This window comes from Nocardia brasiliensis NBRC 14402, assembly GCF_000308475.2.
In the GTDB taxonomy this organism is placed as follows: Bacteria; Actinomycetota; Actinomycetes; order Mycobacteriales; family Mycobacteriaceae; genus Nocardia; species Nocardia brasiliensis.
In genome coordinates this window covers 232985-258777 of the sequence record NZ_BAFT02000057.1, presented here as the reverse complement: position 1 = coordinate 258777, position 25793 = coordinate 232985, and the positions used below count along the sequence as shown (strand labels likewise).

Genomic DNA, 25793 nt, shown 5'->3' with positions numbered 1-25793 from the left:
ATGCCGGGTTACGGTTACTCGTGGTCGGCCGACGAGGGAGGGCAGTTATGCGCCGGGAGTTAGCGACAGAGGCGACAGCGCGGGTGGCGGGCGGCACCGCGCGGCCGAGTTCCGGCTTCGCCGACCGGCATCGGGCGGCCCGCGACGCGGTGCTGGTCTCGCAGCGCGGACGCCTGATCGAGGCAATGGTCGAATGCGTGGACTGCAAGGGCTATCCGGCCACGACGCTCACCGATATCGTTGCCCGGGCCCGGGTTTCACGCAGCACGTTCTACGAGCACTTCGCCAACAAGGAGGAGTGTTTCGTCGAGGCGGTGCACACCGGCGTCGATATCGTGGCGAGCCGGATCGCCGAGGAACTGGCGCAGCTGGCGCCGGACGCCGACGCCGCGGCGCGGATCGAGTCGATCGTCGTCACCTTCTGCGAAACCGTGGCCACCGAACCGGATTTCGCCCGGCTGATCCTGGTCGAATCGTTCAAGGTGAACCAGCAGGCCGTCGATTACCGCGATCTCGCGGTGGATCGCTTCGCCGAGCTGTACCGGATCTTCTATCAGCAAGCGCGCCAAGCGGATCCGGCGCTGCCCGCGCTGTCCGACGAGCTGATCGCGCTCATCCCGGACGCTATCGGCGAGCGCACCCGTCGCGTCATCATCGCCCAGGGCCCGGCGCACGTCCCCGCGCTGGCCCCCTTGTTCATCGAGTTCGTCACCACGACCCTGGCGCTCTAGGACCTGTCCAGGCCCGCCCGCCGACGAGTGGCCCGGGGCCACCCGTCGGCGACAGTTCACTTCCAGCGGGCGAGCAGCCGCTCGATCTCGGTGGTGAGGGCGCGCTGCAAGAACGGGCCGAAGCTGATCCGGGCCACACCCTGATCGGCAAGCACCGCCTTGTCCGACTTGTCGGGCAACCCGACCATGCTGATCGGCAGCGGCAATTCGGCGGTGAGCCTGCGCACGTCGGCGTCTTCGCGCGCACCGGCCGGGAAGAGCACGTCGGCGCCCGCGGCGGCGGCCAGGCGCAGGCGTTCGATCGCCCGGTCCACCCGGTCGGACTCGTCGCCGTCGGCCCGGATGAACAGATCGGTCCTGGCGTTCACCACGACGTGCACACCGGCCGCGTCGGCGAACTGACGCAGGCCGTGCACGAGGTCGGCGTGCTCCTGCGGCGCGCGCAGCCGCCCGCCCTCGCTGTGCACCGTGTCCTCGATATTGAGGCCGACGGCCCCGGCTTCGAGCAGGCCCTCGATCAGCTGGGCGGGCTCGAGACCGTAGCCCGATTCCAGGTCCACCGACACCGGCACCTCGACGGCCTCGGTGATCTGGCGGACGCGGGTGAGCGACTCGGCGAAGGTCATGCCTTCGCCGTCGCTGCGACCGATCGAGTCGGCGACCGGGTGGCTGCCCACCGTGAGCGCGGAAAATCCCGCGGCCACAGCAACTTTCGCGGACCACGCATCCCAGACGGTGGGCAGGACGGCCGGATCGCCGGGGCGGTGCAGCGCGAGGAATTCCTTGGCCTTGTTCTCGAGTGAAGTCATGGGACCATCTTCGCTCAGGGCGGGGTCAAGCGGGTGATCGCGCCGGTGAAGCTGGTGACGTACAGCGCGCCCGGATCCCAGCCGGGGCCCGCACCGAAGCGGGCCGAGGTGGCGAACGGGATGCCGTCGGCGACGACACAGGTCCGGGCGGTGTCGGGATCGATGCGCAGCACCCGCCCCGCCGCGTTCAAGGCCAGGTACACGGCACCGTCGGGGCCGACGGTCAGATCGTCGGCGGCATTGAGCGGACCGAAGCCGGGCACGGTGATCCGGGCGGGTTCCGCGTCCGGCCGCGTCAGGTCGACCGCGGCCAGCGTGGTGACGGGCTCGAAGGTGGTGGAGACGAAGAGTTTGCGCCGCGTGCCGTCGTAGGCGAGGCCGTTCGTCGACGTCAGCTCGGCGACGAACGGACGCGCGCCGGTGCCGTCCGCGTCGATCCTGGTGAGCGTGTTCGGTGAGCCGAGGTCCCGGCTCACCACGAAGCCGCCGTCGGGCAGCAGGGCCAGGCCGTTGGGCGCCGTCAGCCCGCGGGCCACGGTCGCGACGGTGCCCCGATCCAGGTCCAGCGCCTCGATCGTGCCGTCGGCTCGCCCGGCGAAACCGCTGCTCAACGAGCCGCCGGTGGTGAAATACGCGGTGGCGCCGGACACTACGATGCCGCCTGGGGAACTCGCCTGTGCCAGTTCCGTGCGCGACCCGTCCGAGCCCAGTCGGCGCAGCGCTCCGCCCACGCCGGACGCGGGCACCTCGGACAGCAGCATTCCGCCGCGGCCATCGAACGCCAGGTTCTCGAGGATGCCGTATCCGGACGCCACAGTCGACGACGCCCACCGCGCACACCCTTCGGCGGGGCCGTCCTCGGCGACCGCCGAGCCCGTCGCCGCGACCGTGGCGAGCGCGACGCCCACCGCGAGCACGCTGTCGACCAGAACACGGCGCATCGCCATCGAATCGTCCTCCCCTGCAACACCGTCTGTCGCGGCCCCAACCTAGCGCCCGGTGGACGAGCGGGCGGGAGAATCCGATCCCTTTGTCAGGCTGCCGATTTCCGTGGCCGCGACCTGTCGGGTCGCACAACCGCGCCGGTCAGTCCGCGTCGTCGCGGCGCGCGGTGAGCACGGCGTCGTACAGTTCGTTGCGGGAAACGTTGTGGTCCGCGGCGATTCGGGCGCAGGCGGCCTTGAGGCGCAGGCCGTCCGCGGTCAGCGCTTCGACCTCGGCGACTAGATCGGCGGGGTCCGCCGATGTCGGTTGCGCGCCCGCGAGCACGACGGTGATCTCCCCGCGCGCGCCGTCGACGGCCCAGGCGGCGAGTTCGGCGAGGGTGCCCCGCACCACCTCCTCGTAGGTCTTGGTCAATTCCCGGCAGACAGCGGCGCGCCGGTCGGGGCCGAGCACCTCGACCGCGTCGGCCAGGCAGTCGGCGAGGCGATGCGGCGCCTCGAAGAAAACGCAGGCTCGCGATTCGGCGGCCAAGGTGCGCAACCACTCTCGCCGCTGCCCGGACTTGCGCGGTGCGAAACCGTCGAAGCAGAACCGCTCCACCGGCAGCGCGGACAGCGCCAGGGCCGTGGTGACCGCCGACGGTCCGGGCAGGCAGGTCACCGGTAGATCGCGTTCGGCGCAGGCCGCGACCAGCCGGTAGCCGGGATCGCTGACCGACGGCATGCCCGCATCGGTGACCAGCAGCACCGTGCGTCCCGCCGCAATATCGCCGAGCAGCGCCGGAATCCGCGCGGTCTCCACGTGGTCGTAGAAGCTCACCACCCGGCCGGTGATCTCCACCCCGAGCGCCTTGGCCAGCGACTTGGTTCGCCTGGTGTCCTCCGCCGCGACGATGTCGGCCGACCCGAGCGCGTCGCGCAGGCGCTGCGACGCGTCCCCGATATCGCCCATCGGCGTCGCCGCGAGCACCAGCCTGCCCGCTCCAGTCGCCTCGTCCGCCACCGTTCTCCCGTCTCACGCGTCCGCCGAACACCGAACCCGAGCAGCCTAGCCACCCGTGGCCCGCCGCTCGAAGACCCTTCTCCCGAAACGTCCCGGCGACCACACCGGCCCCGGCCGTTCGGTATGTGATCGTGACCACGCGCCGGCTACCCGCGTGCTATGTGACCAACACAGCGGCGTACTCACCGATGCGGGACCTCACGGGGCGCACAGCATACGATCGGGGCGTGACACAGGTGACCGACCAGCGCGCGACCGCACCGTTCGGGGCCGTGCCCTCCTGGTCGAGCCCCGCGCCACGGCGGCCGTCCCCCGATTTCGGGCCGACCGACACGCTGCGCGGCTGGCTGGTCACCGCGTTCCTCACCGCGATCGCCGCGGTCACCCGGTTCACCATGCTGAACTACCCGACCGACGCGGGCACCCCGGTCTTCGACGAGAAGCACTACGCACCGCAGGGCTGGCAGATGCTGACCGGCGGTTGGGTCGAGGACAACCCCGGGTACGGGCTGGTGGTGCATCCGCCGATCGGCAAGCAGCTCATCGCGATCGGCGAGGCGATATTCGGCTACAACGGCTGGGGCTGGCGTTTCGCCTCCGCGGTCGCAGGCACCGTGCTCGTGCTGCTGGTGATCCGCATCGTCCGGCGGATGGCCAGATCGACGCTGATCGGCGCGATCGCGGGCATCCTGCTGATCGCCGACGGGCTCACCTTCGTCTCCTCGCGCATCGGCATGCTGGACATCTTTTTGGCGCTGTTCGTCACCGCGGCCTTCGGTTGTCTGATCGTCGACCGGGACGAGGTGCGGGCCCGGATGGCCCGGGCAGACGCGGAGGGACGGATCGGGGTGACCCGGTGGGGTCCCCGGCTCGGCGTGCGCTGGTGGCGTTTCGGCGCGGGCGTCATGCTCGGCCTGGCCTGCGGAACGAAATGGTCCGGCGTCTATTTCATCGTGGCGTTCGGGCTGCTCAGCGTCTGCTTCGATCTGACCGCACGGCGCGCGTACGGCGTGCGTAGTCCCTGGTACGGCACCGCGCTCCGAGATATCGGGCCCGCGCTGTACGCGCTGGTGCTGGTGCCGCTGGGGCTGTACCTGGCGAGCTACTGGGCCTGGTTCACCAGCGAGACCGGTATCGATCGCTACATGGCGGGTAACCCGTCCGCACCGGCGGATCCGATCGGCACCGGCGGCTTCTGGTCGCACATCGTGCCCGACGCCCTGCGCTCGCTGTGGTATTTCAACGCCAGGGCCTTGGAATTCCATGAGGGCCTGACCAATTCGGCGGGCAACCACCACCCCTGGGAATCGAAGCCGTGGACCTGGCCGATGGGCCTGCGTCCGATGCTCTACTACTACGCCGACAACGGCGTCAGCGGTTGCGGGCAGACCCAGTGCGTCAAGGCGGTGATGCTCATCGGCACCCCCGCGATCTGGTGGCTCGCCCTCCCCATGATCGCGTGGCTGCTGTGGCGCAGCGTGGTACGCCGGGACTGGCGCTACGCGGCCGTGCTCGTCGGTTACGGCGCGGCGCTGCTGCCCTGGTTCCTGACCCTGGACCGGCAGATGTACTACTTCTACGCGGTCGCCCTCGCACCGTTCCTGGTGATGGGCATGGCCTTGGTGCTCGGCGACGTGCTGGGTCCGTCGCGGCGAATACCGGTGCCGCGCAGCCCCGTCGGCACCTACCTACCGGTGGCGCCCGACGAACGACACGCGCTCGGACTGCTCGCCGTCTGCCTGTACCTGGGCCTGGTGATCGCGAACTTCATCTGGCTGTGGCCGATCCTCACCGCGCTGCCGATCACGCCGGGCAACTGGCACGACCACCTGTGGCTGCCCAGCTGGCGCTAGGTTCGCTCACCCTTCCAGGGCGGCCTGCACATAGCGCAGCGCCGCCGCGTCGTCGAGACCGAGCCGGCGGACGGTGGCGACATAGGCCGTCGCCGCCCGTCCCGCGACATCGCGCGTCGGGTCGCCCGAGGAGGCGATGAAAGAGCCCTGCCTGCCCCGGGTTTCGACGACACCGTCGGCCTCGAGTTCGCGGTATGCGCGCGCGACCGTGTTCGGCGCCAGGCCGAGTTGCGCGGCCAGCGCCCGGACAGTGGGGATCTTCGTGCCCGCGGTCAGCACGCCCGAGCGCACCTGGGCGATGATCCCCATGCGTAACTGCTCGTACGGCGCGACCGCCGACTCATGTGACACCGTGATATTGAACATCGCTCACTCACAAGTCATCCCGGGAAAGTGGACAGGACAGGCAGCGGGGTCCGCCGCGGCCGGAACCCAATTCGGAGCCGGGGATGCGCAGCACCTCGATGCCCGCGTCCTCCAGCCGCGCGTTGGTCATCTCGTTGCGCTCGTAGGCGGCCACCACGCCCGGCGCCAGCGCGAGCGTGTTGTTGCCGTCGTCCCACTGCTCGCGCTCCGCGGTGACGCCGTCCAATCCGGTGTCGATCACCCGGAGTTTGTCGATGCCCATCGCTTTGGCCGCCGCGACCAGGAACGGGTCGGGTCCGCTCATGCTGACCCGGCCGTCGCCGTTGCGGGCGCTGTAGTCCTCGTCGCGTTGGATGGTGAACGCGCACAACGAGTCACGCACCGCGGGGTACATCACCAGGGCGTCCTGGTCGACCATCGTGCAGACGGTGTCCAGATGCATGGTCGCCCGGTTCTGCGCGATCGGGACGACCAGCACCGTATGTGCGAGATCGTCGTCGAACAGGCTGCGCGCCAACGCTTCCGCGCCCGCGGGCGTGGTGCGCTCGCCGACGCCGACCGCGACCACCCCGGGCCCGAGCAGCAGCACGTCGCCGCCCTCGATGGGTGCGGTGTGCGATTCGTAGGCGCGGCGCACGCCGAGGAAGCGGGGGTGGAACGCGTAGATCAGGTCGGTCAGCGAGGTCTCCCGGATCCGGGCGGGCAGCGCGAGCGAGGTGATCGCGACGCGCGGGCCGACCCAGAACGACGAGTCCCTGGTGAACAGCAGATTGGGCAGCGGATCGATGACGAAGTCGGCGCCGTGGTGCATCCGCCGGACCAGCGAGGTGGCGTCCGGGCCGAACGGCAGTTCATCGAAGGTCATGCCGGCCATCAGGATGTTGGCCAGGTCCCTGGCCCGCACCCCGCGCAGGAAGGCGGCGAGCTGATCGGCCAGCGAGTGGCCGAGCCTGCGCGCGTCCACGGCGGCGGAGATGCCCTGGATCCGCGCGGCGCCGCTCACCGCGAGGGTTTCGGCGAGCAGGTCGGCCAGCAGCAGCACCTCGACGCCGCGTTCGCGCAGCACCCCGGTGAACGCGTCGTGCTCCTGCTGCGCGCGCTCCACCCAGGGGATGCCGTCGAACAGCAGCTGATCGTTGTTGCGCGGGGTGAGCCTGCGCAATTCGTCGCCGGGCCGGTGCAGCAGCACCGTGCGCAGCGTGCCGACCTCGGAGGTCACCGTCAACCGCGAGCCGGGACCGTCCGGATCCAGCCCGTCCGCGTCCGAACCCTCTCCGTGCCGCGCGGGCACAGCGTCTGCTCCCATGCTCAGACCGTAGTTCGCCGCGGCCACAAGAGCACGTAATTCCGGCCTTCGTTGCGGTCTTGCCGCGTCCACAGCAAACCGGAGCCTCGCCCACCGCCGCCGGCATTAGTTGACGTATCCCCCTTATGACCAGGCCAGAAGCGGTTCGGACCAGGCGAACGGGAGGACATGCCGTTGTCCCGATTTCGCCCCAGGCACCCCTAACCTCAAGTATTGTTCAGGGGAATGGAGGAGCGTGAATGTCGACAGCCGATTGGCGTGCGAAGGAGCTGACCCCCGGGCAGCTTTCCGAGCGTAGCGGAGTAGCAGTGTCCGCGTTGCACTTCTACGAACGCGAAGGACTCATCAGCAGCCGCCGGACCAGCGGTAATCAACGCAGATACGCCCGTGAGACGCTGCGGCGCGTCGCCTTCATCCGCATTTCCCAACGAGTCGGCATCCCGCTCAGCGAAATTCGCGACGCCCTCGATCAGCTGCCGGAAGGCCGCAATCCCACTCGCCGGGACTGGGAGACCCTGTCCACCAACTGGCGCGCCGATCTCGACGACCGCATCACTCAGCTGATTCGATTGCGCGACAACCTCACCGGCTGCATCGGTTGCGGCTGCCTGTCGCTCGGCAGCTGCAAACTGGTCAACGAACACGACCGGCTCGGCACCGAGGGCCCCGGCGCCCGCGTGCTCGATGTGCAGCTCAACTGCGCCGCGCGGCCAGCAACCGGGTGAATCGGGCGCTCGCGCGCCGCATCACGAATTCGTAGGGGTACGCGAATTTCCGCGCCCACCAATAGCCGAACCGGATGTCGAAGGACGTGTAGATCAGGAACCGGTTGCGCGCCATACCGCGCAGGATCGCCTCGGCCACGTGCTCGGGTGCGACCGCGTGCTTGGTGAACGACGCGGTGAGCCGCTGGATGCGCGGTTCCTCCCGGTCGACGCCGACCAGTTCGACGCTGTGCACCAGCGGGGTGTCCACCGCGCCGGGCACCACCAGGTGCACCGCGATGCCGTGCTGATCCAGATCGAAGCGCAGCACCTCCGAGACGCCGCGGATGCCGTACTTGCCCGCGCTGTAGGCCGCGTGCCAGGGCAGCGCCAGCAGACCGGCCGCCGAGGACACGTTGACCAACGCCCCGCCCTTGGCCGCGCGCACCATGGGCGGCACGAAATTCTCGATCACGTGGATCGGGCCCATCAGATTGACGTCGACCATGCGCCGCCAGTGCTTGTGCTCGAGGTTCTCCACGGTCCCCCAGGCCGAGGTGCCCGCGACGTTCATCACGATGTCGAGGCTGCCGTGCTCGGCGTGCACCTGTTCGGCGAAGGCGGTCACGGCGTCGTAGTCGGTGATGTCGAAGGCCTTCGCGACCAGCACGACCCCGCCGTCGCGCCGGATATCGGCCACCGTCGTGTCAAGCCCGCCTGCATCGATATCGGTGAGCACCAGCTGTCCGCCCGCCGCCGCGGCGGCCTGCGCGGTGGCCCGGCCGATCCCGCTGGCAGCGCCCGTGATCAGCACTTTTGCGTCCCGCACCGTCCTGCGGCCCGATCGCCCCATACCTCGCACCACTGCGCATCCCCATCTCGAATTGCTCGAACCGGCTCACCGCAGGGTACTTGGACCGGGCTCAGCGGCCCAGTACGGCGAGCATTCCGGCCACCGCGCGCGGCCAGGTGTACTGCTCGGCACGACTGCGCGCCGCCCTTCTGCGGCCCGCGGTCGGCATCGCCAGCACCTCGGTGACCGCCTGCGCGAACGCGGAGCCGCGGTCGGCCGCCACCGCGCCGCACTCGGCGGTCAAGATGTCGGCCAGCGCCGAGGAGCGGCTCGCCACCACCGGCGTGCCCGCCGCGAGCGCCTCCAGCGCGGCCAAGCCGAACGTCTCGTGCGGCCCCGGCGCCAGCGAGACATCCGCGGTGGCAAGCAGTTTCGCGACCTCGGTGCGTTCGGAGATGAACCCGGTGAAATGCACGGCGGGCAGCCCACCGGCCAGTGCGGGCAGCGCCCGCGCCCGGCGTTCCAGGGCTTCCCGGCGCGGCCCGTCACCCGCGACCACCAGCCGCACCTCGGTACCCGTCGCGCGCAGCGCCGCGACCGCCTCGATGCTGCGCTCCACCCGCTTCTCCACCGACAATCTGCCGCAGTGCACGAGCAGCGGATGTTCCGGCACGCCGAGGTCGGCGCGCAGCCTGCCGTCGTGCCGGCGCGGGCTGAACAGCTCCAGATCCACCCCGAGCGGCACCAGTTCGACATTCCGCGCCCCGATCCGCAAGAACTCCTCGCGGGCGAATTCGGTGGTGCAGACCACGATGTCGTAATCGGCGGCGGTGCGGCCATTCGCCACGTCGGCGCAGCGCCGGGCCGCCGCGCGCGGCAGCACCTGGCCGAGCAGCCGGTCGAGCCGTTCGTGCGAAATCATCACGCCCGCCACGTCCCGGCGCCGGGCCCAGCGGCCGAAGCCGCGCAGGGTGAGCCGGTCCGACACCTCGAGCACATCGGGGCGCAGCCCGGTCAGCACATCGGCGACGCGCCGCGGATCGGCCGCGCGATAGCCGCCGGTCCACGGAATAGCCAAGGCGGGCAACGCTATCCGGACCACGCCGGTGGGCAGCAGCTCTTCCGAGCGACGTGCTCCCGGCACGATGAGCACCACCTCGTGGCCCGCCGCGACGTAGCCCTCACCGAGGTGATGCAACGCAGTGCGCAACCCACCCGAGCGCGGGCCGTAGAAGTTCGCAAGCTGAACTATGCGCACCTCGCTGATGGTGCAGCCAGTCGGGTTATCTTCGGAACCGATGCGCCCAACGCGGCATGAACAGCCGTGAAAGACCCGGCTAACCGGCTAGTTGGCCGATTCGTGCCAGACCCGGATCAGACCGTGCCCGAGCTGGACGGGCGGTACCGGCCAGAGTTCGGCCCGCACCGCGATCCAGTCGGTGCCGTCGAAACGAACCCGTAATTGCAACGCGGTGGTGTCGTCGGCCGTGGACTCGGTCAGTGCGGCGCACGCGGCCCGGAATCGCACGCTGTCGTCCGGATGCAGGCTCGGGCGTTCGATCGCCCAGCGGTCCAGCGGCGGCGCCGGCGCCGTGGTCCACTCGTAGATGAGGCCGGAGGACAGCGAGACGAAGCCGACGCCGTCGCCCGCGCGCCGCGACACCGCCCGCAGCATGGACATGTCGACATCGGGCCGGGCCGGCTCGGCGTCGGTGAATTCGTGCATCACCGCACGGATCCGGCGGGCCGCCGGATCGGCCCGCGTGACCATCTGGAAGGTGCGCACACAGTCGTCGTCACCGATCATGTCGACCTCGCTCTGGTGCCGGCCGCGCAGCGCACTCACCATCTCGAAGTAGTCGATCCGTCCCGCGAAACGCACCATGCGGCCGAAGGCTTCGGGCGGCGTCCGGATCACCCGCACGTCGGCGGGCGCCCGCGCGAAGACCAATTCCTCCAAACCCGGCCCGTGGTGGGCCAATTCGGTGTCGGCCTGCCAGTCCCACGCGGCGACCCGCGGTTGTTCGGCCGGATGCACATCTTCCGGCGCCGCCCACACCTGCACGCCGTGCACCTCGTCGAACGCGCAGCGAATGGGCACACCGAGCACGAGCAGGCCCTCCGCACAACGGGTTACGGCAACAGCGGTCTCGACGCACTCCTGCACCACCTCGGTGATGAGCTGCGGGGCAAGGGTATGCAGCTCCCGCCGGATCCGCAGCAGACTCCCCCAGTCCTTGACCTTCGCACCGTCGGCGACCAGCGTCGGCACCTCGAGCGCACCGTCGGCCGTGCGCCCCAGGGTCTCGATCAGCAGCCAATCGTGTTCAGGGCGTTGGTGGTCGGGGTCGCCGGTCATATGCCGGCCGCACCCCGGCTCGCTCGCGGCAGATCCAGGTCGAGCGGGATGCGACCCATCGCGAGATGCGCCTCCACCTCGTCGGCGGGCATCGGGCGTGCGATCAGAAAGCCTTGCGCCCGATAGCAACCGAGGCCGACCAGGGTGCGCGCGGCAACGGCCGTCTCGACTCCCTCGCCGACCACGCCGAGCCCGAACGAACCCGCAAGCCCGATAATAGATTTCACGATGGCGAGGTCGTCGGTGCTGGCGCCGAGCCGCTGCACGAAACCGCGGTCGATCTTCACCGCGTCGACCGGCAGCGCCTTCAGATGCGAGAGCGAGCTGTAACCGGTGCCGAAATCGTCGATCGCGATCTGCACGCCCATGCGCTTGAGCCCGCGCAACGTCACCTGGGTGCGGGCCAGGTCCTGCACGACCACGTGCTCGGTGATCTCGAGGCAGATCGAGCTGCCGTCGATGCCGAACAGCCGCAGGATGTCCTCGATCCGTTCCACGAAGTCGAGGCTCACCAGCTGCACCGGCGAAACATTGATCCGCATCACGACATTCGCGGCCAGGCCGCGCCGGCGCCACTCGGCGAACTGTGCGCACGCCGACCTGATCACCCAGCGGCCGAGTTCGCCGGCCAGGTTGGTCGCCTCCGCCACGGTGACGAAAGCCGCGGGCGGCAGCAGGCCCCTGGTCGGATGCATCCAGCGGACCAGCGCCTCGAGCGCGACCACCCGGCCGGTCCGCAGATCGACCTCGGGCTGATAGTGCAGCAGCAGCGAGCCGTCGGACACCGCGCCGCGCAGATTCAGCTCGACATCGTCCTGCAGCTCGAACTGGGCGCGCATGGCGTCGGTGAAGACCGCGACACCGTTGCCACCGCCCGACTTCGCCGACAGCAGCGCGTGATCGGCGCGCCGCAGCACGTCCGCGACGGTCGTCTCCCCCGGAATGCCGACGGCCACACCGATACTCGCCGCGCGGCTCACCGATTCCCCGCCCACGGTCACCCGCCGCCCGATGAGCTGCTGGATCCGGGTGCCCTCCTCCTCGGCGGCGACCGCGTCCATCGGCTTGGCGGGCACGATGACGAACTCGTCGCCGCCCAGGCGCGCGATCATGTCGTCCGGATCGAGGTGCTCGCGCAGGCGCGAGGAGAGCGTGCGGATGAAGTTGTCGCCCGCGGTGTGGCCGAGAAAATCGTTGAGCGCCTTGAGCCGGTCCAGATCGAGGAAGAACGCCGCCACCGGCCCCGGACTGCCGGGGCGCAACCGCTCGTCCATGTGCTCGAGCAGCGCGCGCCGGTTCGCGAGGCCGGTCAGGTCGTCGTGCAGCGCGATGTAGCGCAGCCGCTCCTCGGCCACCACCCGGGCCTGCAATTGCGCGAACAGCGCGGCGATCGCCTTGAGCACGTTGAGTTCCCGGGTGCTCCACTCCCGATCGCCGGTCTTGATGAAACCGAGCACGCCGGTCGACTCCCCGCGGGAGAGCAGCGGGACCGCGGCGGTGGTGACGACGGGGATGCCGGAGGCCCGCCGCATGGTCTCCTGATAGTCGGCGAACTCCGGCGTCGGCCGCGCGATCATCGGCTCGGTCGCGTGCTCGAACGCACGGAACACCGGATCGGCGCCCTCGAAGTAGACGACCTCGAGCGGGTCCGGGTCGGGCACCTGCGGCCGATGCGGCCACTCCGCGATCAGCACCGAGGCCCGCCGCTCGCGGTCGGTATGCCGGACGTAGCTGAAGTCCACGTCGAAGTACTCGACGAGCTGCGCGAGGACCCGTTCGGTCGCCTCGGCCATGGTCGTGGCGTCGACACCCATCAGCTCGGAGGCGACCTGGGTCACCAATGAGTCGAGCGTCCGCCGAGGCACCTTGTCTCCGATCACGCTATCCACGGGTGTCCACGCCCGGCACCGGACGCCGCCTGCTGTTCGCCGGGGCAGCGGCCGGATCGCTCAGGCATTGCACCAACGCCATGGTCTCATGCTCAGGTACTTCGAGTAGATCCGAGAAACGAAGCGACGCCAGTGTATCCACGGTATGCGGGAAACTCGTGGCTGGTGCGCTGGGGAGTCGCGCTTTTCGGCTGCTGTGTGCACCCATCGGCTCACCCCACCGTTCCGGGGTCGGTATCCCACGCTCCGCGACCACGCTGCCGGACTCGTATCGGCGCACCTTGCAATCCAATGGCAACCGCCCGACCAGCTCGATTATCCCACCAGATCGGATCGGCCCGGCGGTGATCTTCCGAATCGAGACCCCGCGGGAAATGGCCTGCAATCCCCCCGCTGAGACCGCCAGCAACCCGGGCCCGCGCGTGCGCGGCGCTCGCCTCGACAGCCATACCGTTCCTACTCCGTTGCTCCGCATCCGCACGCGGTCGTCGAACCGGGGTCGACATCTTCACCCGTAATTCTGCTTCTCGGACGAGTTTGCCTAGGGCAGTATCCGTCATCCGACCAGAATTGACCAGATGTCTGGTTAATCTTCCGAAAACTGGGCGCGAGCCTGTAAATCAGCCCTGGTCAGAACCCGTCTCACGGCCGAACAGCATAGCGTGTCGACCGGTCGGTTCTAGCACAGCTAACTTTCAGCAAGTTAAACCAGGATCGAGATGAACAGCTCCACCGAATCGTGGCCCTGCCAGATCTCGATCTCTTCCCGATAGGCGCGGGTGATCTCCGCGGAGGCCGTCGCGTCGTCGACCTGGGCCCACACGTCCTCGACCGGATCGTGGTAATCCCCGTTCGGCGCGAAGCGGGCGTAGACGCCCTTCGGCACCCGGACCAGCACGTCGCCGATCGGCACCGCCTCGGGTTCGCGGTAGTCGAAGCACACCACGGCGTTGTAATTGCCCGCCGGATCCGGCACGTACACCGTGTACATCGGCCGGTCGGCGCCCTTGCGGTCGCGCAGCCGATCCTTCAAGAACTCGATCAGGTCGCTGTTACTGACCTTGAAGCTCGGGCGCACCCGCGGCACCACCAGGCCGCCGTAGATCGCCTCACCACGCACCGCGATCGCGTAGGTCATGACCGCGCCTCGCCTGAACACATAATCGCCTCGATCATCGCGCGTCGACCGCCAGGTACAGCTCGATCTTGTACGCGTGCGGGTAACACTCGAAATCGCCGGTGTAGGTCCGTTTGATCTGGTTGTGTTCCTCGGCGTACGCGATCTGGGTCCAGAGGTCGGTCATCACCTGCGGGAAGTTACCGACCGAGGAGAACCGCGCATAGGTGCCGCGCGGCAGCCGGGCCACCAGATGACCACGGGTGACCTCAGCGAACGAGGCGCACTGATAGCCGACGATCTGGGTGTTGTAGGTGCCGAGCTCGCCGGTGTAGTCGGTGTACGCGCTGGCCAGCGGCCCACCGAGCTCCTGGTGCAGCACGGCCGCCCAGGCGGCCTCGAGATCGTGATCCCGCAGTTCTCCGAGCGCACGCTTGGGGCTGCGCACCGGCAACCCGGCAACCCACGTTTCGTCCCGCTCGACGATTTCAAACTGCATGGAAAGACTCTTTCGAGGTGAATCCGGGGGCGAGGCCCGCATCCGGTCGGTCAGAAAGGCCATGCTATCAACACAGACCGCGTGGTAACGATCACATGTCCGGGTCGTTATCTGTCCTCACCAACCCGCTGAACTGGACAGATGACCGGACAAAGCCGGAACCGAGGCCTTGGTTCGCCGCTGCGAATCGACCCGGGACTTCCGGCGTGCCGCCAGGTCGCGGGCCTCGCCCTGATGCCGGCGGCCTTGCCGACGCTCGGTCATGACGACGCCCCGGAATTCGTCGGCGACTACGGTGGACTGTATGTCACGTCGGGAGCGCAGGACGTCGAGCCGGCCGACAACAGCCGGTCCGTGCCTGGTGCGATGGTCCGGGTGATCGGGTGACCGACGCCTATCGCAGCATCGCCGAGCTGGACGCCGCGGTCGCCGACTGCTTCGCCTGCCCGCGGCTGGTGGCTTGGCGCGAGCAGGTGGCGCAGACCAAGCGGGCCGCGTTCCGGAACGAAACCTATTGGGGCCGCCCGGTTCCCGGCTTCGGCCCGGACGATGCCCGGCTGCTGCTGGTCGGTCTCGCGCCCGCCGCGCACGGCGGCAATCGGACCGGGCGGATGTTCACCGGCGACCGCAGCGGTGACGTGCTGTTCGCGGCGCTGCACGCAGTGGGCCTGGCCAATCAACCGACGGCGATCCATCGCGACGACGGCCTGCGCCTGTCCGGCGTCCGCGTCACCGCGCCCGTGCACTGCGCGCCGCCGGACAACAAGCCGACCCCGGACGAGCGGGACCGCTGCCGGCACTGGCTCGCCACCGAATTCGCCCTGCTCGCTCCGACCGTCCGCGCCGTCGTCGTGCTCGGCGGCTTCGGCTGGCAGGCCCTGCTCCCCGTCCTCGCCGAAGCCGGCTGGACCATCCCCCGCCCCGCCCCAAGTTCGGCCACGGCGCCCACTACCTCCTCACCCCCGCCACCCCCGCCCGCGCCCCCCTCCACCTCTTCGGCTGCTACCACGTAAGCCAGCAGAACACCTTCACCGGCCGCCTCACCCCCACCATGGTCGAAGAAGTCCTCACCGCCGCCAAATCCGCCGCCGACCTCGAATAGGCGCATTCGCCCGTTCTCGACCTGCCGAAAACCGCACCGACGAGTATAGTGATTCCTATACTCGTCGAGGTGGCAGACTCTGGTTGGGACATCTATGTGGTCGACGAGGTCCGCGATTGGATCACGCAGTTGGACGAACCCGATTACAGCCGGGTGGTGCAAGCCATCGACATCCTGGCCGATTACGGCCCCGGACTCGGGCGTCCGCTCGTCGACACGCTAACGGTTCGAAACTGCCTAACCTGAAAGAACTTCGAACCGGCACTACCCGCATTCTGTTCGCCTTCGCCCCCTGGCGATCGACCGTGCTCTTGGTCGCCGGGGACAAGGACCGCCAGTGGAGATCGTGGTATCGATCGGCAATTCCACTGGCAGAACACCGCTATGAGACCTACCTGAAAGAGCGCCGAGAGGAAATGGAGAACCCGCGATGACCGGATACTCACGCTGGCAAGACATCCGGACCGAGTTCGTCGAACGGGCCGGCGGCGAAGACACCGTCGCCGTCGGCAAAGAGGAACTGCTCGCGGAAATGATCGGGCACCGACTGGCCGAGATCCGCCGCTCCCGCGGGTTGACACAGCAACAGATCGCGGCGCGAATGGGCGTCACCAAAGGACGGATCTCCCAGATCGAACGCGGACAGATCGCGGGCTACGAACTACTGGCCCGCTACGCCGCGGCACTCGGCGGACGGCTGCGCCAGTCGATCCAATTCGACGACGGTGAAGTGGCCGCCATTGCCTGAATCCTTGTCCAGGTCCGAAGCACCGATGCCGGCCAACGGGCACGGCCTAGAGGTTTAGCCGACTGGCTGGTCGCGCTGCAGGCGTTGCCTGCGAGTGGACGGGGAATGGTCGGGTGGGCGTTTAGGGTGGGGGCGGGGCGGAGGAACGGGGGCGGCGTGGACGCCCGGAGCGGACGGAGCGGGCATGCCGAGTGATCAGATGGTGTTCTTGCTGGTGGATCTGGTGCTCATCGCGGTGGCGGCGCGGGTGCTCGGGCGACTGGCCGAGCGGCTGGGGCAGCCCGCGGTGATCGGTGAGATCACGGCGGGGATCATCGCCGGGCCGACGATTCTCGGGGCGCACCTGTCCGGGATCGTCTTTCCGCACGATATCCGTTCCTACATAGCCGCTTTCGCGAACGTCGGCGTCATGATCTTCATGTTCCTGGCCGGGTTGGAGATCGACCGCGGGTCGTTCGACGGCAACCGGCGCGCGGTGGCGAGCATCTCGCTGTCGGCCTACTTCGTGCCGTTCCTGCTGGGATGCGTTGTCGCGCTGACCGTGCTGCCCCGGCACCACGACGGCAGCCGGCTCGTGTTCGCCTTGTTCATCGGCTGCTCGCTGGCGGTCACCGCATTCCCCGTGCTGGCCCGCATCCTGTTCGACCGGGGCATGATGGGCACCCGCATCGGGCAGCTCAGCCTCGCCAGTGCCGCGATCGACGACATCCTGGCGTGGACGGTGCTGGCGTTCGTGATCGGCATGGCCAAGCCGGGCGCCGGGCAGCAGTGGCGGCTGCTGCTGTTCATCCCGCTGGTCGCCGCGATCTGGTGGATCGTGCGACCGCTGCTGGCCCGGGTCTCCAATTCCCGTGCGGCGAACCGCAACAACATGATGGTGTTCCTGGCCGTCTCCGGCGCATTGCTCTTCGGCGCGGCCACCGAATGGATCGGCCTGCACCTGATCTTCGGCGCCTTCCTCTTCGGCGTGATCTTCCCGCGCACGCACCGCCCGGTCGTGGAATCCGGTGCGCAACTGTTGAGTTCGGTCTTCCTGCCCGCCTTCTTCGTCATCGCGGGACTCCAGGTGGATCTGGGCTCGCTCGACAAGGCGGGCATCGCCGAACTGCTGGCCATCCTGCTCGCCGCACTGGCCGGGAAGCTCGGCGGCACCTACGCCGCCGCCCGATTCACCGGGATCGACAGGCGTTCGGCCGCCGGGTTGGCCAGCCTGATGAACACCAGGGGACTCACCGAATTGATCATTCTCACCATCGGATTGAGCACCGGGCTGATCGGCGTGCAGCTGTATTCGATCCTCGTGGTGATGGCGCTGGTGACGACCGCGATGACCGCCCCGCTGCTGCGCCTGTTCGGCGTGACCGGCAGGTCGGCCGAGCCCGCGCCGGCGACCGGGGATGGGGTACGGTCCGCATCATGACCGGTCGACCATCGGAAACCACGGCACCACAAGACATCTCGCAGGCCCGGGTGCCAGCCGCCTTCGTCGACGTGGACGAAACCCTGGTCCGCGAGATCACCTTCCTCTCCCTGTTCACCTTCGACGCCGAGCGCCGCGCCGATATCGACGGCCCCGCCACGCTCCGCGAGTTCTTCGCACTGCGCGAGCAGGGCATGGGCCGCGCCGAATCTCACCGCTGGTTCTACCGGCTGTGGGCGGGACGCTCGGTCGCGGAGGTCCACAGCATCGGCCGAGAGTGGTTCACCACGCGGCTCGCAACCTCCGAATTCTTCAATCCCGCAGTGCGGCAAAGCCTGCAATTGCTGGCCGGCTCCGGCACCCGAATCGTCCTGGTATCCGGCTCGTTCGACGCCGCGCTGCGCCCGATCGCGGCGGCGATCAGCGCCGACGAGATCCTGTGCACCACTTTGGCCGTCGAGAACGGTTGCTACACCGGCGAAGTCACCGCCACCATGGTCGGCGACGACAAATCGGCCGCGCTGCACGCCTATGCGGCGCGCGCGCAGATCGACCTGTCGGCCTGCGCCGCCTTCGGCGATCACCATTCCGACGCCGCCATGTTCGACCTGGTCGCCCATCCGGTGATCGTCGGCGACCGGGATCGCGCGCTCGACGACTATCCGGCCGAACGGCTTCCCGGCTGAACAGCGTTCCAGCGGAACGGCTTCGGACTCAGCGCCGGCCGCGGAAGGTACGGCGCAGGTCCGCGACCCACGCGTCCGGCACCTCCCACGGAATGAAGTGCCCGCCCTCGTCGTGCGCGGTCAGGTTGACGTGGTTGTACCACTCGGCCCGATCGCTGGCGAGCCAGCTCTGCACCCGCTGCTCCGCCGTGGTGACGCCGGGCGGGTTCTCGTGCCCGACGAAGGTGATGCCGGTGGGAGCCTCGACGACCGGGACGCGGTCGTGGTCGGGTTCCCACGGGTAGCGATTCGCGTTGGCGTAGTAGCGGATCGAGGTACCGATGGCATTGTTCACCCAGAAGATCATGGCGTGGGTGAGCAGGTCGTCCTTGCTGAAGACCTGTTCCACGTCGCCGTCGTTGGCGCTCCAGGTGACCCAGCGTTGCAGGATCCAGGCGAGCAGACCGGCGGGTGAATCGGTGAGACCGTAGGCGAGCGTGCTCGGTTGCAGCAGATGGGCCGCGAGGTGCACCGCGAAACGACGCTCGAGCGAGAGCAGCTGCCGATAGGCCGGCTCGGACAGTCCTGCCGGAATCGGTTGCCCGCCACTGAGATCCCAGGCCCGGTCGCCGCTGAACAGGGTGAGCTTCTGCCCGGAGCCGATATGGATGCCGTGCAGTTCGGCGGCATACTTGTGACCGAGCTGACCGGTGACGAGCGCGCCGACATCACACCCGGCGGCCGCGTACTTCCGGTGGCCGAGCGTCCCGGTCATCAAGGTGTGCCAGAGGTCGGCCACCTTCCAGAAGTTCATGTCGGGATGTTTCGGCAGCGGCGTGGAGAAGCCGAAGCCGGGCAGCGACGGCACGATGACGTCGAACGCGTCGGCCGGATCGCCACCGAACGCCGCGGGATCGGCCAGCGGATCGATCACTTTGGCCCAGTGCCAGAAGGTCCACGGCCAGCCGTGGGTGAGGATCAGCGGCGTCGGCGCGGGACCGACGCCGGGCTTGCGCAGGAAATGGATCGGCACGCCGTCGATCTCGACCCGATAGTGCTGGTAGGCGTTGATCGCGGCTTCGGCTTTGCGCCAGTCGAATTCGCCGATCCAGTACTCGACGAGTTCCTGCAGGTAGCGGCGGCTGACGCCGTAGCTCCAGTCGTCGTTGTGCACGTCGTCGGGCCAGCGGGTGAGCCGCAGCCGGGTTTCCAGATCGGCCAGTACGTCGTCGGCGACGTGGATCGGCGTGGGGGTCAGCGGGAACGGGTCGGTCATGAGATTCCTTCCGGGACAGGCACAGCGGCGCTCACTGCGCGTCCATGAGCACGGCCAGCCGTTCGAGTGCGGGCAGCGCGGCGGCGATGGCGCGGCGTTCCTCCGCGGACAGCGCCTCGGCCAGTTCGGCGAGACGGCGGACGCGTTCCTGATGCCGGGTCTGCACGATCCGCGCGCCGTCGGCGGTGACCGCCACGAGGGTCGCCCGGCCGTCCGCCGGGTCCGGTGTCCGCCGGACCAGCCCGTCTCGTTCCAGGCGCTGCACGAGCTGGGTGATGGCGGGCTGGGTGATCTGCTCGGACTCCTTCAACGCGGTCAGCCTCAGCGGGCCCTTGTGCGCCAGCGTGTGCAGCACCGACAGCGTGGTGAACGTGTGTTTCTCCGCGGTGGGCAGCCGGATGGACCGGCGGGTGAACTCGCCCATCACGCGGGCGAGGTTGTCGGCCAGCTCCACCAGGGCACCCATGGCGGGAAATGTATCACTGATTTATTTAAGCTGCTTATGCAATATCAGAAATGACTTGCCGACACTCTCGCGGTCAGCGGCGTCGCCGCTGGTGCGCCCTACTGTGCAGGAATGGCTAACCAGCACGGCCAGCACGAGCGGCGGCGCACGGCGAGCGAGTGGCGGGCGATGGTGCGCGCCTCGCCCTTCCTGCCCGCGATCGTGCTGGTGTTGCTGGTCGGGGCTGCGGCCGGGCTCTTCGCCGGGTCCTACACCTACGCGCTGGCCAATCCCACGCCCCGATACATCCCGATCGCCGTGGTCGGTTCCCAGCAGGACGCGCCGATGCGCGAATTCCTCGCCGAGTTGCAGCGCGCCGTGGACGATTCGCTGGACCCGCACAGCTACGCCACCGTCGCGGCGGCCCGCTCGGATGTCGAGGAGCAGCGGGTCTTCGGCGTCCTCACGACGCGGCCCGGCGGCCTTGCGCTCGAGGTCTCGGGCGCCTCGGGGCAGTCGGTGGCGCAGCTGCTGAGCGAGGCCGCAGCGTCCGCGGGCGCCGTGGCGCGGGTTCGGGTCGACGTGACCGATATCGTGCCGCTGCAGCGGGGCGATCCGCGCGGGCTGGCCATCTTCTACATCTCACTCGCCGCGGTGGTCATCGGGTTCATCGGCGCGACGCAGTTCAGCGTGCACGCCGCCGCGCTCACCCCCGCCGAACGGATCGGCTTCACCGCCGCCTATTCGCTCGTCGGCGGCTTCGCCATCGCGGCGATCGTGGACTGGGTGCTCGGCGCGCTCCGGCTGCCGTTCCTGGCGTCCTGCGGCATTCTCTCGTTGACGATGTTCACCTCCGGGATGGTGTTCACCATGTTCAACACCCTGGTCGGCCGCTGGGCGATCCTGCCGACCTGGGGTCTGATGGTGCTGCTCGGCAATCCGTCCTCCGGCGGCGCGGTCTCCTGGCCGCTGCTGCCCTCGCTGCTCGGCCATATCGGCCGCTGGCTGCCGCCCGGCGCCTCGGTGAACGCCCAGCACACCGCGGTGTATTTCCCTGCGCACCAGCACCTTTTCCCGTTTCTGGTGCTCGCGGGCTGGGCATTCGTCGCGTGCGCGGTGTTCTGGATCTGGCGCGGCCGCCACCCCGGCGGCCGTTCCCTGGTCAGTGCGCACACCGCCGGAAAATAGCTGCGCGTCCGGCCACCGTGGCAGAATCGAACCCACTATGACTGTCCTGACCAGCGCTGTTCCCGATCGGCTACCGCGCGGCCCGCACCGGCTGAGCCGCGACGAGGTGGTCACCTCGCAGCGGGATCGGTTGTGCATCGCCGCGTTGGAGGCGATCGCGGAACAGGGCTACGGGCCGACCACGATCGCCGATATCGTGCGCCGCGCCAAGGTGGCCCGGCGCACGTTCTACGGCCTGTTCGACAGCAAAGAGGAATGCTTCACCGCCGCCTTCGATTTCGTCGTCGAGGTGGTGGCGCGCGAACTCGACCGGGTGGTCGCCGAGTCCGGCGCCCGTGGTTTCCGCGACCTGGTGCGCAGCACCCTCGCCGCCTACCTCGACTTCCTCGCGGCCGAGCCCGCGGCGGCCCGCGCGCTGCATGTCGAAACCCTGGCCGCCGGACCGGGACTCACCGCGCACCGGGCGGGCGTGCAGCGGATGTTCGCCCACCGCATGCTCGCCGCGGCGCGGATCGGCGTGCGCGACGGCGATCTCGCGGCCGCCCCCGACCCGCAGCTGGTCGACGTACTGACCGGTGGCATCGACGATCGGGTGCGCGCCACCCTCATCGAATTCGGCCCGCAGGCCCTCCCCACCCTGGCGCCGGTCCTGAACCGAGCAGCCTTGGCGCTGCTGGGATCCGGCTGAGCACGCTCACCAGCCGGTATCGCCCGCAACCGGAATGTTCACCCAGCTGGGCTCGTTCGGGTCGAGCTGCAGGTGCTGCGGCTTCAGTTCGCTCTCGTTGAGCAACGGGCGCAACGGAATACTGCTCGGGAAGTTCCCCGCGAACACGTCGACGCGCAGCCGGTGACCCGGTTGCAGCACGCCGTCGGTGGCGAAGACGCCGAGGTCGACCACGGTCGGTTGCCCGGGCACGATCGGCCGGCGGCTGTCCAGGGTGAGGATCGGATACGGGTCGGTGTAGTCGCCGTTGGGCGAGCGGGTGGATTTCGCGTCGTCCACCGCGCGCAACGACGCGGTGCGCTGACCGGTACTCCACACCGTCGAACGGCCATCGGGTGCAACGTCGTTCACCGTCACGGTCCAGTAGCCGTCGGTGGCGTCGAGCACCGTGTTGAGGTGCACGGCGATCGGACCGGAGATCTGCGTCGCCTGGCGCACGGGTGCGGTCGTGAACGTCAGCGCGTTCGTCTCGCTGATCCGCGCATCCTTCGTGCAGACGTCGAAGGCGGCGATGATGCCCGCTGTACCGTGCGCCGCGTCGCGGGAGCACAGGGTGGACAGGCCCGGCGCGATGGTCACGCGCGCGGGTCCGCCCGGTGCGGCGGTGAGACTGCCGTCGTAGGCGCTGCCGGGTGCGGTGCCCGAGGACGCCGCGTCCAGATACATACGGCGGTAATCCATTCCGGGACGCGGGAACGACGGCGCGGTGGTCCAGCCGCCGCCCTGCTGCCACAGATGCACCTGGTCGTATCCGTCGATGCCGTTGTCGATGCCCTTGAGCCACTTGTCGAACCAGGCCCGCTGCAGCACGTCCAACGCCGGCGGCGCACCCGGAAGTCCCAGGCCCGCACCGGTGGTCACGTGGTAGGTGTCCCCCATGACGAGCTTCTTCTGGTCGTCCGGCACATTCACCGCATTGAAGATGCGCGGCGAGGAGTAGGTGAAGATGTCGTGCCAGCCGCCGTAGACGAAGGTCGGCACGGTGATCCGCTCCGGGTGCCCGATCCAGGCGGTGCGCAGCGCACTGTCCTCGTCGAGGATGGCCCGCATCTCCGGCTTGATCTGATCGATGCTCGGTGTCGCCAGCGCTTCGATGATGAGGTTGAAGAAGGTGAATGGATCGCGGACCCGATCGGCCAGCCAGGTCCAGTCGAACTTGCCGCCGATGATGGAGACCAGGTCGGGGATCAGCTTGGTGCCGTCGACCGCGAGCAGCCATTCGGGGATGAACCCGATGCCGAGCGCCCCACCGGGCGCGGCGACATCACGAATCAGGTCGCTACCGGGCACGATCGGGAAGATCGCGCGCAGGGCCGCCGGTTGGCGCTCGGCCGTGTGCAATTGGTTGATCGCGGAGTACGAGATGCCGCTCATGCCGATCTTGCCGTTGGACCACGGCTGGGCGGCGGCCCAGTCCACGACCTCCGCACCGTCCTGCTGTTCCCGATCGCCGAAGACCTGCCACATGCCCTGGGAGAAGCCGGTCCCGCGCACGTCGACGACCACCTGGGTGTAGCCGCTCTGCACGAGCTTGCGGTCGACGCCGAACGTCCGCGCGGCGCCGCCGGGCAGCGCTCGCATGAGATCGCTGAGACCGCTCATACCGTAGGCCGAAAGGTCGAAGCCCTGCAGAATGCGCAGCAGCGGTTCGCCCAGACCGGGCACCGCCAGCGCCGAATCCGCGATATTCGCAATGAGTTTCGTGTACGGCGTGAGATTGACAATGGTCGGCATCGGCTCGGCCACCGGTTGCCCCGACGCGTCCGCGGGCCGGTACACATTGCCTTTCAGCACGGTGCCGTCACTCATGGTGATCGGCACGTCCCAGTCGATATAGACGTTCGGATATTGTTGCGGGCCTTGATGAGTCGCGATGAATTGCGCGTCGAGCGAATCGTTTTCCGCGACCGCCGGCCCGGAGGTGAGCGATACGGCCACCCCCGCGATCACCGTGCCTGCGGTGACAATGGCGGCCAGGAACCTCGTCGGACGTCGGCGTCTGATCATCCTTCGCGAACCCTCCCACAGTGGGGAACTACTTCGTTCCCCTCAACGAGGGGTTACAGTAACGTCCGTCACTGCGACGCACAATGGTGACCGGCGGCACTTCCCGACATGTGGACACACGCCCCGATGTTCAACTCGCCGACACCAATTCCACACCCGCGTCGGCTATTTCCGGACGCGCGCGCTCAGGGTGCCGGGAAATGCTCGGCCAGGAATGCGGCGAAGGTGTGCCGGGAAATCTGCGAACCCCAATCTCCCCAGCGGAAATCGAAGATGTGCTCGCCATAAGGCACTGCGATCAAACGATTTTCGACGCCGACCCGGCGCAACCGCTCGGCCAGTTCGGCCGAGCCCCGGTACGGCGCAACGTGATCCCTGGTGCCGTGCATGATCAGGGTCGGCGGCACATTGGGTCGCACGTAGGTGACGGGCGAGGCCGCCTTGTATCGATCCGGGAATTGCTCCGGGCTGCCGCCGGTGTAGTCCGCGAGGAAGGTGTGCATCCGCGCGGGCAGTCCGCTGTCGCGCCACGCCTCCACCAGGTCCGGAATCGGATAGAAGACCGCGACCGCCTCGACCGCGGTATCGGTGACCGCACAGCTGGGCGGCACCCGGTCGTCGGCGTAGGCGCCCATCAATGCCAGGTTGCCGCCCGCCGAGCCGCCCGCGATCATGACGCGCTGCGGGTCGATGCCGTAGGTCTGCGCCTGCTGTTTGATCCAGCCCACGGCGCACTTCACATCCCCGGGTGCCTGATTCCAGGTGGCCGGCGGTGCCAGCCGGTAGTCGATGGCGAAGACGGCGTAGCCCTTGTCGTTGAGCCACCGGTGCCATTTCGGCGCCTCGCCGCGATCGCCGTGCGCCCAGCCACCACCGTGCACCCAGACCACGGCCGGACGGGGTCGCGCCGGGGTCCCGGCGGGCAACTTCACGTCGAGTTTCAGATCCTGGCCGTCGATGGTGTGGAAGACGGTGCTCAGTTCGTCCACGGGTGCGCCGACGTTCGCGCCCCCGGTGAAGTACTCGCCGAAGGACAGTTTCGCGTCATGGCGCACCGCGGTCCCCCACGCCGCCGCCAGCGGAAAGCCCGAGGCCACCACGCCGAGCAGGCAGACCAGGCCGGTCACCGCCGCCGCACGGCGCACCCCGGTGCGGCTGCGCGGCGCGAAGGCGATCAACGACAGCACGAATCCGGTGACGCCCAGCGGGATCAGGTACAGGCCGTAGTCGCTCACCACGTGCGTCAGCGCCACGAAAGGCGCGGGAATTCGCACGGCGATGATCACGTACGCGAACAACGTCAGCAACCCGGCCACCACCGCGGCCAGCGCCGTCATGATCCACCGAATGACCATTCGATCATTAACCCACGACGGCCCGCACCTGCGCGGATGGCACGCCGACCGGTCCGGGGCGGCGGTCTCGGCTCAGCAGTCCTGCCACTGGGCGATCGCGTCGGCCCACTGCCGGTTGTCGGTGAACTCGGCGAATTCGCGGCGATCGATCAATACGTAGATCTCGCCCGCCGTCGTCGTCTTCAGGATCAGCGGCTTGCCCGAGTTCAGCAGCCCGCCCATCAATCTGCCGTAGAGCGCGGTGAACTCCCGGCGCAGCGAAACGATCGCCGCCCGCGACAGCAGCAGGTCCCCGTTGTCGCTCCAATCCGCGAGGACGAGCACATCCTCGTCGAGCTCGATGCGCCCGCGGCGCGGAAACAACGCCCGCTGGCTGACCACGCCCGCCGCCTTGTCCGCGGCCGTGTGCTGCCGCAATTCGTCCACGGTGGCCGCGATGTAGCGGCCGCTCCGCAGCACAGTCGTCATTTCGAAACCTCCGGCTGGA

At 68.8% G+C, this 25793-nt stretch carries 27 protein-coding genes and 1 pseudogene; 12 read left to right on the top strand and 16 right to left on the bottom strand.

Features of this window, described 5'->3' with window-relative positions; all coding sequences use genetic code 11:
* Positions 1–47 precede the first annotated feature (47 nt).
* Positions 48–731, top strand: a complete 684-nt coding sequence (locus TY25_RS18270; RefSeq protein ID WP_042257785.1) for a TetR/AcrR family transcriptional regulator — start codon at positions 48–50, stop codon at positions 729–731.
* Between the two features lie 56 nt (positions 732–787).
* Here the strand turns inward: TY25_RS18270 and TY25_RS18265 are convergent, their stop codons facing one another.
* From TY25_RS18265 to rsmI, 3 genes are all read right to left on the bottom strand, one after another.
* Positions 788–1540 carry an isocitrate lyase/PEP mutase family protein gene (locus TY25_RS18265; RefSeq protein ID WP_042257782.1) on the bottom strand — a complete coding sequence of 251 codons (753 nt, stop codon included), beginning with the start codon at positions 1538–1540 and terminating at the stop codon, positions 788–790.
* A gap of 14 nt (positions 1541–1554) precedes the next feature.
* Positions 1555–2487, bottom strand: a complete 933-nt coding sequence (locus tag TY25_RS18260; RefSeq protein ID WP_052383045.1) for an SMP-30/gluconolactonase/LRE family protein — start codon at positions 2485–2487, stop codon at positions 1555–1557.
* Positions 2488–2626: 139 nt separating this feature from the next.
* Positions 2627–3487 carry a 16S rRNA (cytidine(1402)-2'-O)-methyltransferase gene (gene rsmI / locus TY25_RS18255; protein WP_081868945.1) on the bottom strand — a complete coding sequence of 287 codons (861 nt, stop codon included), beginning with the start codon at positions 3485–3487 and terminating at the stop codon, positions 2627–2629.
* 227 nt (positions 3488–3714) lie between these two features.
* On the opposite strand from rsmI, the gene TY25_RS18250 reads away from it, so the two are divergent.
* Positions 3715–5340: a dolichyl-phosphate-mannose--protein mannosyltransferase gene (locus TY25_RS18250; RefSeq protein ID WP_042258023.1), complete on the top strand. Its 1626-nt coding sequence runs from the start codon at positions 3715–3717 to the stop codon at positions 5338–5340.
* A gap of 6 nt (positions 5341–5346) precedes the next feature.
* Here the strand turns inward: TY25_RS18250 and TY25_RS18245 are convergent, their stop codons facing one another.
* Together TY25_RS18245 and arcA are read right to left on the bottom strand one after the other, a co-directional pair.
* Positions 5347–5706, bottom strand: a complete 360-nt coding sequence (locus tag TY25_RS18245) for a GntR family transcriptional regulator (RefSeq protein ID WP_014988223.1) — start codon at positions 5704–5706, stop codon at positions 5347–5349.
* 7 nt (positions 5707–5713) lie between these two features.
* The gene (gene arcA / locus TY25_RS18240; RefSeq protein WP_226887162.1) at positions 5714–7012 is read right to left on the bottom strand and encodes an arginine deiminase; all 1299 of its coding nucleotides are present in this window, start codon (positions 7010–7012) and stop codon (positions 5714–5716) included.
* Positions 7013–7251: 239 nt separating this feature from the next.
* Here arcA and soxR point away from each other — a divergent pair, with 239 nt between their 5' ends.
* Positions 7252–7737, top strand: coding sequence for a redox-sensitive transcriptional activator SoxR (gene soxR, locus TY25_RS18235; RefSeq protein WP_029900455.1), 486 nt, complete (start codon positions 7252–7254; stop codon positions 7735–7737).
* On the opposite strand, the gene TY25_RS18230 is transcribed toward soxR, so the two are convergent.
* The 6 genes from TY25_RS18230 to TY25_RS18205 all read right to left on the bottom strand — a co-directional run bounded on the left by TY25_RS18230 (position 7706) and on the right by TY25_RS18205 (position 14373).
* Positions 7706–8569 (bottom strand): SDR family oxidoreductase, encoded by an 864-nt coding sequence (locus TY25_RS18230; protein WP_042257778.1) that lies wholly within the window; start codon positions 8567–8569, stop codon positions 7706–7708. The two genes, soxR and TY25_RS18230, sit on opposite strands and share 32 nt — an antisense overlap.
* A gap of 70 nt (positions 8570–8639) precedes the next feature.
* Positions 8640–9767, bottom strand: coding sequence for a glycosyltransferase (locus TY25_RS18225; protein ID WP_042257777.1), 1128 nt, complete (start codon positions 9765–9767; stop codon positions 8640–8642).
* An 87-nt stretch (positions 9768–9854) separates the two neighbouring features.
* Positions 9855–10868 carry a GAF domain-containing protein gene (locus tag TY25_RS18220; RefSeq protein WP_042257775.1) on the bottom strand — a complete coding sequence of 338 codons (1014 nt, stop codon included), beginning with the start codon at positions 10866–10868 and terminating at the stop codon, positions 9855–9857.
* Positions 10865–12682 carry a putative bifunctional diguanylate cyclase/phosphodiesterase gene (locus TY25_RS18215; RefSeq protein WP_042258020.1) on the bottom strand — a complete coding sequence of 606 codons (1818 nt, stop codon included), beginning with the start codon at positions 12680–12682 and terminating at the stop codon, positions 10865–10867. The genes TY25_RS18220 and TY25_RS18215 overlap by 4 nt, the downstream gene beginning before the upstream one ends.
* 778 nt (positions 12683–13460) lie before the next feature.
* Complete coding sequence (locus TY25_RS18210) at positions 13461–13895, bottom strand: effector binding domain-containing protein (protein ID WP_042257773.1); 435 nt, start codon at positions 13893–13895, stop codon at positions 13461–13463.
* Positions 13896–13929: 34 nt separating this feature from the next.
* Positions 13930–14373, bottom strand: a complete 444-nt coding sequence (locus TY25_RS18205; RefSeq protein ID WP_042257771.1) for a GyrI-like domain-containing protein — start codon at positions 14371–14373, stop codon at positions 13930–13932.
* A gap of 141 nt (positions 14374–14514) precedes the next feature.
* Between TY25_RS18205 and TY25_RS18200 the strand changes: the two genes are divergently transcribed.
* From TY25_RS18200 to TY25_RS18175, 7 genes and pseudogenes are all read left to right on the top strand, one after another.
* The gene (locus TY25_RS18200; protein WP_042257770.1) at positions 14515–14760 is read left to right on the top strand and encodes a hypothetical protein; all 246 of its coding nucleotides are present in this window, start codon (positions 14515–14517) and stop codon (positions 14758–14760) included.
* Positions 14757–15475: pseudogene (locus TY25_RS18195) on the top strand (uracil-DNA glycosylase). Before TY25_RS18200 ends, TY25_RS18195 begins: the two are co-directional and overlap by 4 nt.
* A gap of 69 nt (positions 15476–15544) precedes the next feature.
* A complete protein-coding gene (locus TY25_RS44105; protein WP_226887553.1) occupies positions 15545–15721 on the top strand; it encodes a type II toxin-antitoxin system RelE/ParE family toxin in 177 nt (58 codons plus the stop codon).
* Positions 15709–15909: a type II toxin-antitoxin system RelE/ParE family toxin gene (locus tag TY25_RS44100; RefSeq protein WP_226887530.1), complete on the top strand. Its 201-nt coding sequence runs from the start codon at positions 15709–15711 to the stop codon at positions 15907–15909. The genes TY25_RS44105 and TY25_RS44100 overlap by 13 nt, the downstream gene beginning before the upstream one ends.
* A complete protein-coding gene (locus tag TY25_RS18185) occupies positions 15906–16223 on the top strand; it encodes a helix-turn-helix domain-containing protein (protein WP_042257768.1) in 318 nt (105 codons plus the stop codon). The genes TY25_RS44100 and TY25_RS18185 overlap by 4 nt, the downstream gene beginning before the upstream one ends.
* 184 nt (positions 16224–16407) lie before the next feature.
* On the top strand, positions 16408–17643 hold the full coding sequence (locus TY25_RS18180; protein ID WP_042257766.1) for a cation:proton antiporter: 1236 nt from the start codon (positions 16408–16410) through the stop codon (positions 17641–17643).
* Positions 17640–18329, top strand: coding sequence for an HAD family hydrolase (locus tag TY25_RS18175; RefSeq protein WP_042257763.1), 690 nt, complete (start codon positions 17640–17642; stop codon positions 18327–18329). The genes TY25_RS18180 and TY25_RS18175 overlap by 4 nt, the downstream gene beginning before the upstream one ends.
* A 28-nt stretch (positions 18330–18357) precedes the next feature.
* On the opposite strand, the gene TY25_RS18170 is transcribed toward TY25_RS18175, so the two are convergent.
* Both TY25_RS18170 and TY25_RS18165 read right to left on the bottom strand, forming a co-directional pair.
* Positions 18358–19584 (bottom strand): epoxide hydrolase family protein, encoded by a 1227-nt coding sequence (locus tag TY25_RS18170; RefSeq protein ID WP_042257761.1) that lies wholly within the window; start codon positions 19582–19584, stop codon positions 18358–18360.
* Between the two features lie 31 nt (positions 19585–19615).
* A complete protein-coding gene (locus TY25_RS18165; protein WP_042257759.1) occupies positions 19616–20050 on the bottom strand; it encodes a MarR family winged helix-turn-helix transcriptional regulator in 435 nt (144 codons plus the stop codon).
* 111 nt (positions 20051–20161) lie between these two features.
* On the opposite strand from TY25_RS18165, the gene TY25_RS18160 reads away from it, so the two are divergent.
* A complete protein-coding gene (locus TY25_RS18160; RefSeq protein ID WP_042257757.1) occupies positions 20162–21217 on the top strand; it encodes an ABC-2 transporter permease in 1056 nt (351 codons plus the stop codon).
* Positions 21218–21254: 37 nt separating this feature from the next.
* A complete protein-coding gene (locus tag TY25_RS18155; RefSeq protein WP_042257755.1) occupies positions 21255–21905 on the top strand; it encodes a TetR/AcrR family transcriptional regulator in 651 nt (216 codons plus the stop codon).
* Between the two features lie 6 nt (positions 21906–21911).
* Here the strand turns inward: TY25_RS18155 and TY25_RS18150 are convergent, their stop codons facing one another.
* The 3 genes from TY25_RS18150 to TY25_RS18140 all read right to left on the bottom strand — a co-directional run bounded on the left by TY25_RS18150 (position 21912) and on the right by TY25_RS18140 (position 25774).
* Positions 21912–23951 carry a CocE/NonD family hydrolase gene (locus TY25_RS18150; RefSeq protein WP_042257751.1) on the bottom strand — a complete coding sequence of 680 codons (2040 nt, stop codon included), beginning with the start codon at positions 23949–23951 and terminating at the stop codon, positions 21912–21914.
* Positions 23952–24136: 185 nt separating this feature from the next.
* Positions 24137–25306 carry an alpha/beta hydrolase gene (locus TY25_RS18145; RefSeq protein ID WP_042257749.1) on the bottom strand — a complete coding sequence of 390 codons (1170 nt, stop codon included), beginning with the start codon at positions 25304–25306 and terminating at the stop codon, positions 24137–24139.
* Positions 25307–25378: 72 nt separating this feature from the next.
* Positions 25379–25774, bottom strand: a complete 396-nt coding sequence (locus TY25_RS18140) for a hypothetical protein (protein ID WP_042257748.1) — start codon at positions 25772–25774, stop codon at positions 25379–25381.
* Positions 25775–25793: the final 19 nt, after the last annotated feature.

Excerpts from the sequence above, each read along its gene's own strand:
- TY25_RS18140 (WP_042257748.1), bottom strand. The coding sequence starts at position 25,774 with ATGACGACTGTGCTGCGGAGCGGCCGCTACATCGCGGCCACCGTGGAC.
- soxR (WP_029900455.1), top strand. The coding sequence starts at position 7,252 with ATGTCGACAGCCGATTGGCGTGCGAAGGAGCTGACCCCCGGGCAGCTT.
- TY25_RS18215 (WP_042258020.1), bottom strand. The coding sequence starts at position 12,682 with ATGGGTGTCGACGCCACGACCATGGCCGAGGCGACCGAACGGGTCCTC.
- TY25_RS18245 (WP_014988223.1), bottom strand. The coding sequence starts at position 5,706 with ATGTTCAATATCACGGTGTCACATGAGTCGGCGGTCGCGCCGTACGAG.
- TY25_RS18230 (WP_042257778.1), bottom strand. The coding sequence starts at position 8,569 with ATGGGGCGATCGGGCCGCAGGACGGTGCGGGACGCAAAAGTGCTGATC.
- TY25_RS18205 (WP_042257771.1), bottom strand. The coding sequence starts at position 14,373 with ATGCAGTTTGAAATCGTCGAGCGGGACGAAACGTGGGTTGCCGGGTTG.
- TY25_RS18260 (WP_052383045.1), bottom strand. The coding sequence starts at position 2,487 with ATGGCGATGCGCCGTGTTCTGGTCGACAGCGTGCTCGCGGTGGGCGTC.
- TY25_RS18145 (WP_042257749.1), bottom strand. The coding sequence starts at position 25,306 with ATGGTCATTCGGTGGATCATGACGGCGCTGGCCGCGGTGGTGGCCGGG.
- TY25_RS18270 (WP_042257785.1), top strand. The coding sequence starts at position 48 with ATGCGCCGGGAGTTAGCGACAGAGGCGACAGCGCGGGTGGCGGGCGGC.
- TY25_RS18175 (WP_042257763.1), top strand. The coding sequence starts at position 17,640 with ATGACCGGTCGACCATCGGAAACCACGGCACCACAAGACATCTCGCAG.
- TY25_RS18265 (WP_042257782.1), bottom strand. The coding sequence starts at position 1,540 with ATGACTTCACTCGAGAACAAGGCCAAGGAATTCCTCGCGCTGCACCGC.
- TY25_RS18220 (WP_042257775.1), bottom strand. The coding sequence starts at position 10,868 with ATGACCGGCGACCCCGACCACCAACGCCCTGAACACGATTGGCTGCTG.
- TY25_RS18170 (WP_042257761.1), bottom strand. The coding sequence starts at position 19,584 with ATGACCGACCCGTTCCCGCTGACCCCCACGCCGATCCACGTCGCCGAC.
- arcA (WP_226887162.1), bottom strand. The coding sequence starts at position 7,012 with ATGGGAGCAGACGCTGTGCCCGCGCGGCACGGAGAGGGTTCGGACGCG.
- TY25_RS18160 (WP_042257757.1), top strand. The coding sequence starts at position 20,162 with ATGGCTAACCAGCACGGCCAGCACGAGCGGCGGCGCACGGCGAGCGAG.
- TY25_RS18165 (WP_042257759.1), bottom strand. The coding sequence starts at position 20,050 with ATGGGTGCCCTGGTGGAGCTGGCCGACAACCTCGCCCGCGTGATGGGC.
- TY25_RS18150 (WP_042257751.1), bottom strand. The coding sequence starts at position 23,951 with ATGATCAGACGCCGACGTCCGACGAGGTTCCTGGCCGCCATTGTCACC.
- TY25_RS18210 (WP_042257773.1), bottom strand. The coding sequence starts at position 13,895 with ATGACCTACGCGATCGCGGTGCGTGGTGAGGCGATCTACGGCGGCCTG.
- TY25_RS18200 (WP_042257770.1), top strand. The coding sequence starts at position 14,515 with ATGACCGGACAAAGCCGGAACCGAGGCCTTGGTTCGCCGCTGCGAATC.
- TY25_RS18185 (WP_042257768.1), top strand. The coding sequence starts at position 15,906 with ATGACCGGATACTCACGCTGGCAAGACATCCGGACCGAGTTCGTCGAA.
- TY25_RS18180 (WP_042257766.1), top strand. The coding sequence starts at position 16,408 with ATGCCGAGTGATCAGATGGTGTTCTTGCTGGTGGATCTGGTGCTCATC.
- TY25_RS18155 (WP_042257755.1), top strand. The coding sequence starts at position 21,255 with ATGACTGTCCTGACCAGCGCTGTTCCCGATCGGCTACCGCGCGGCCCG.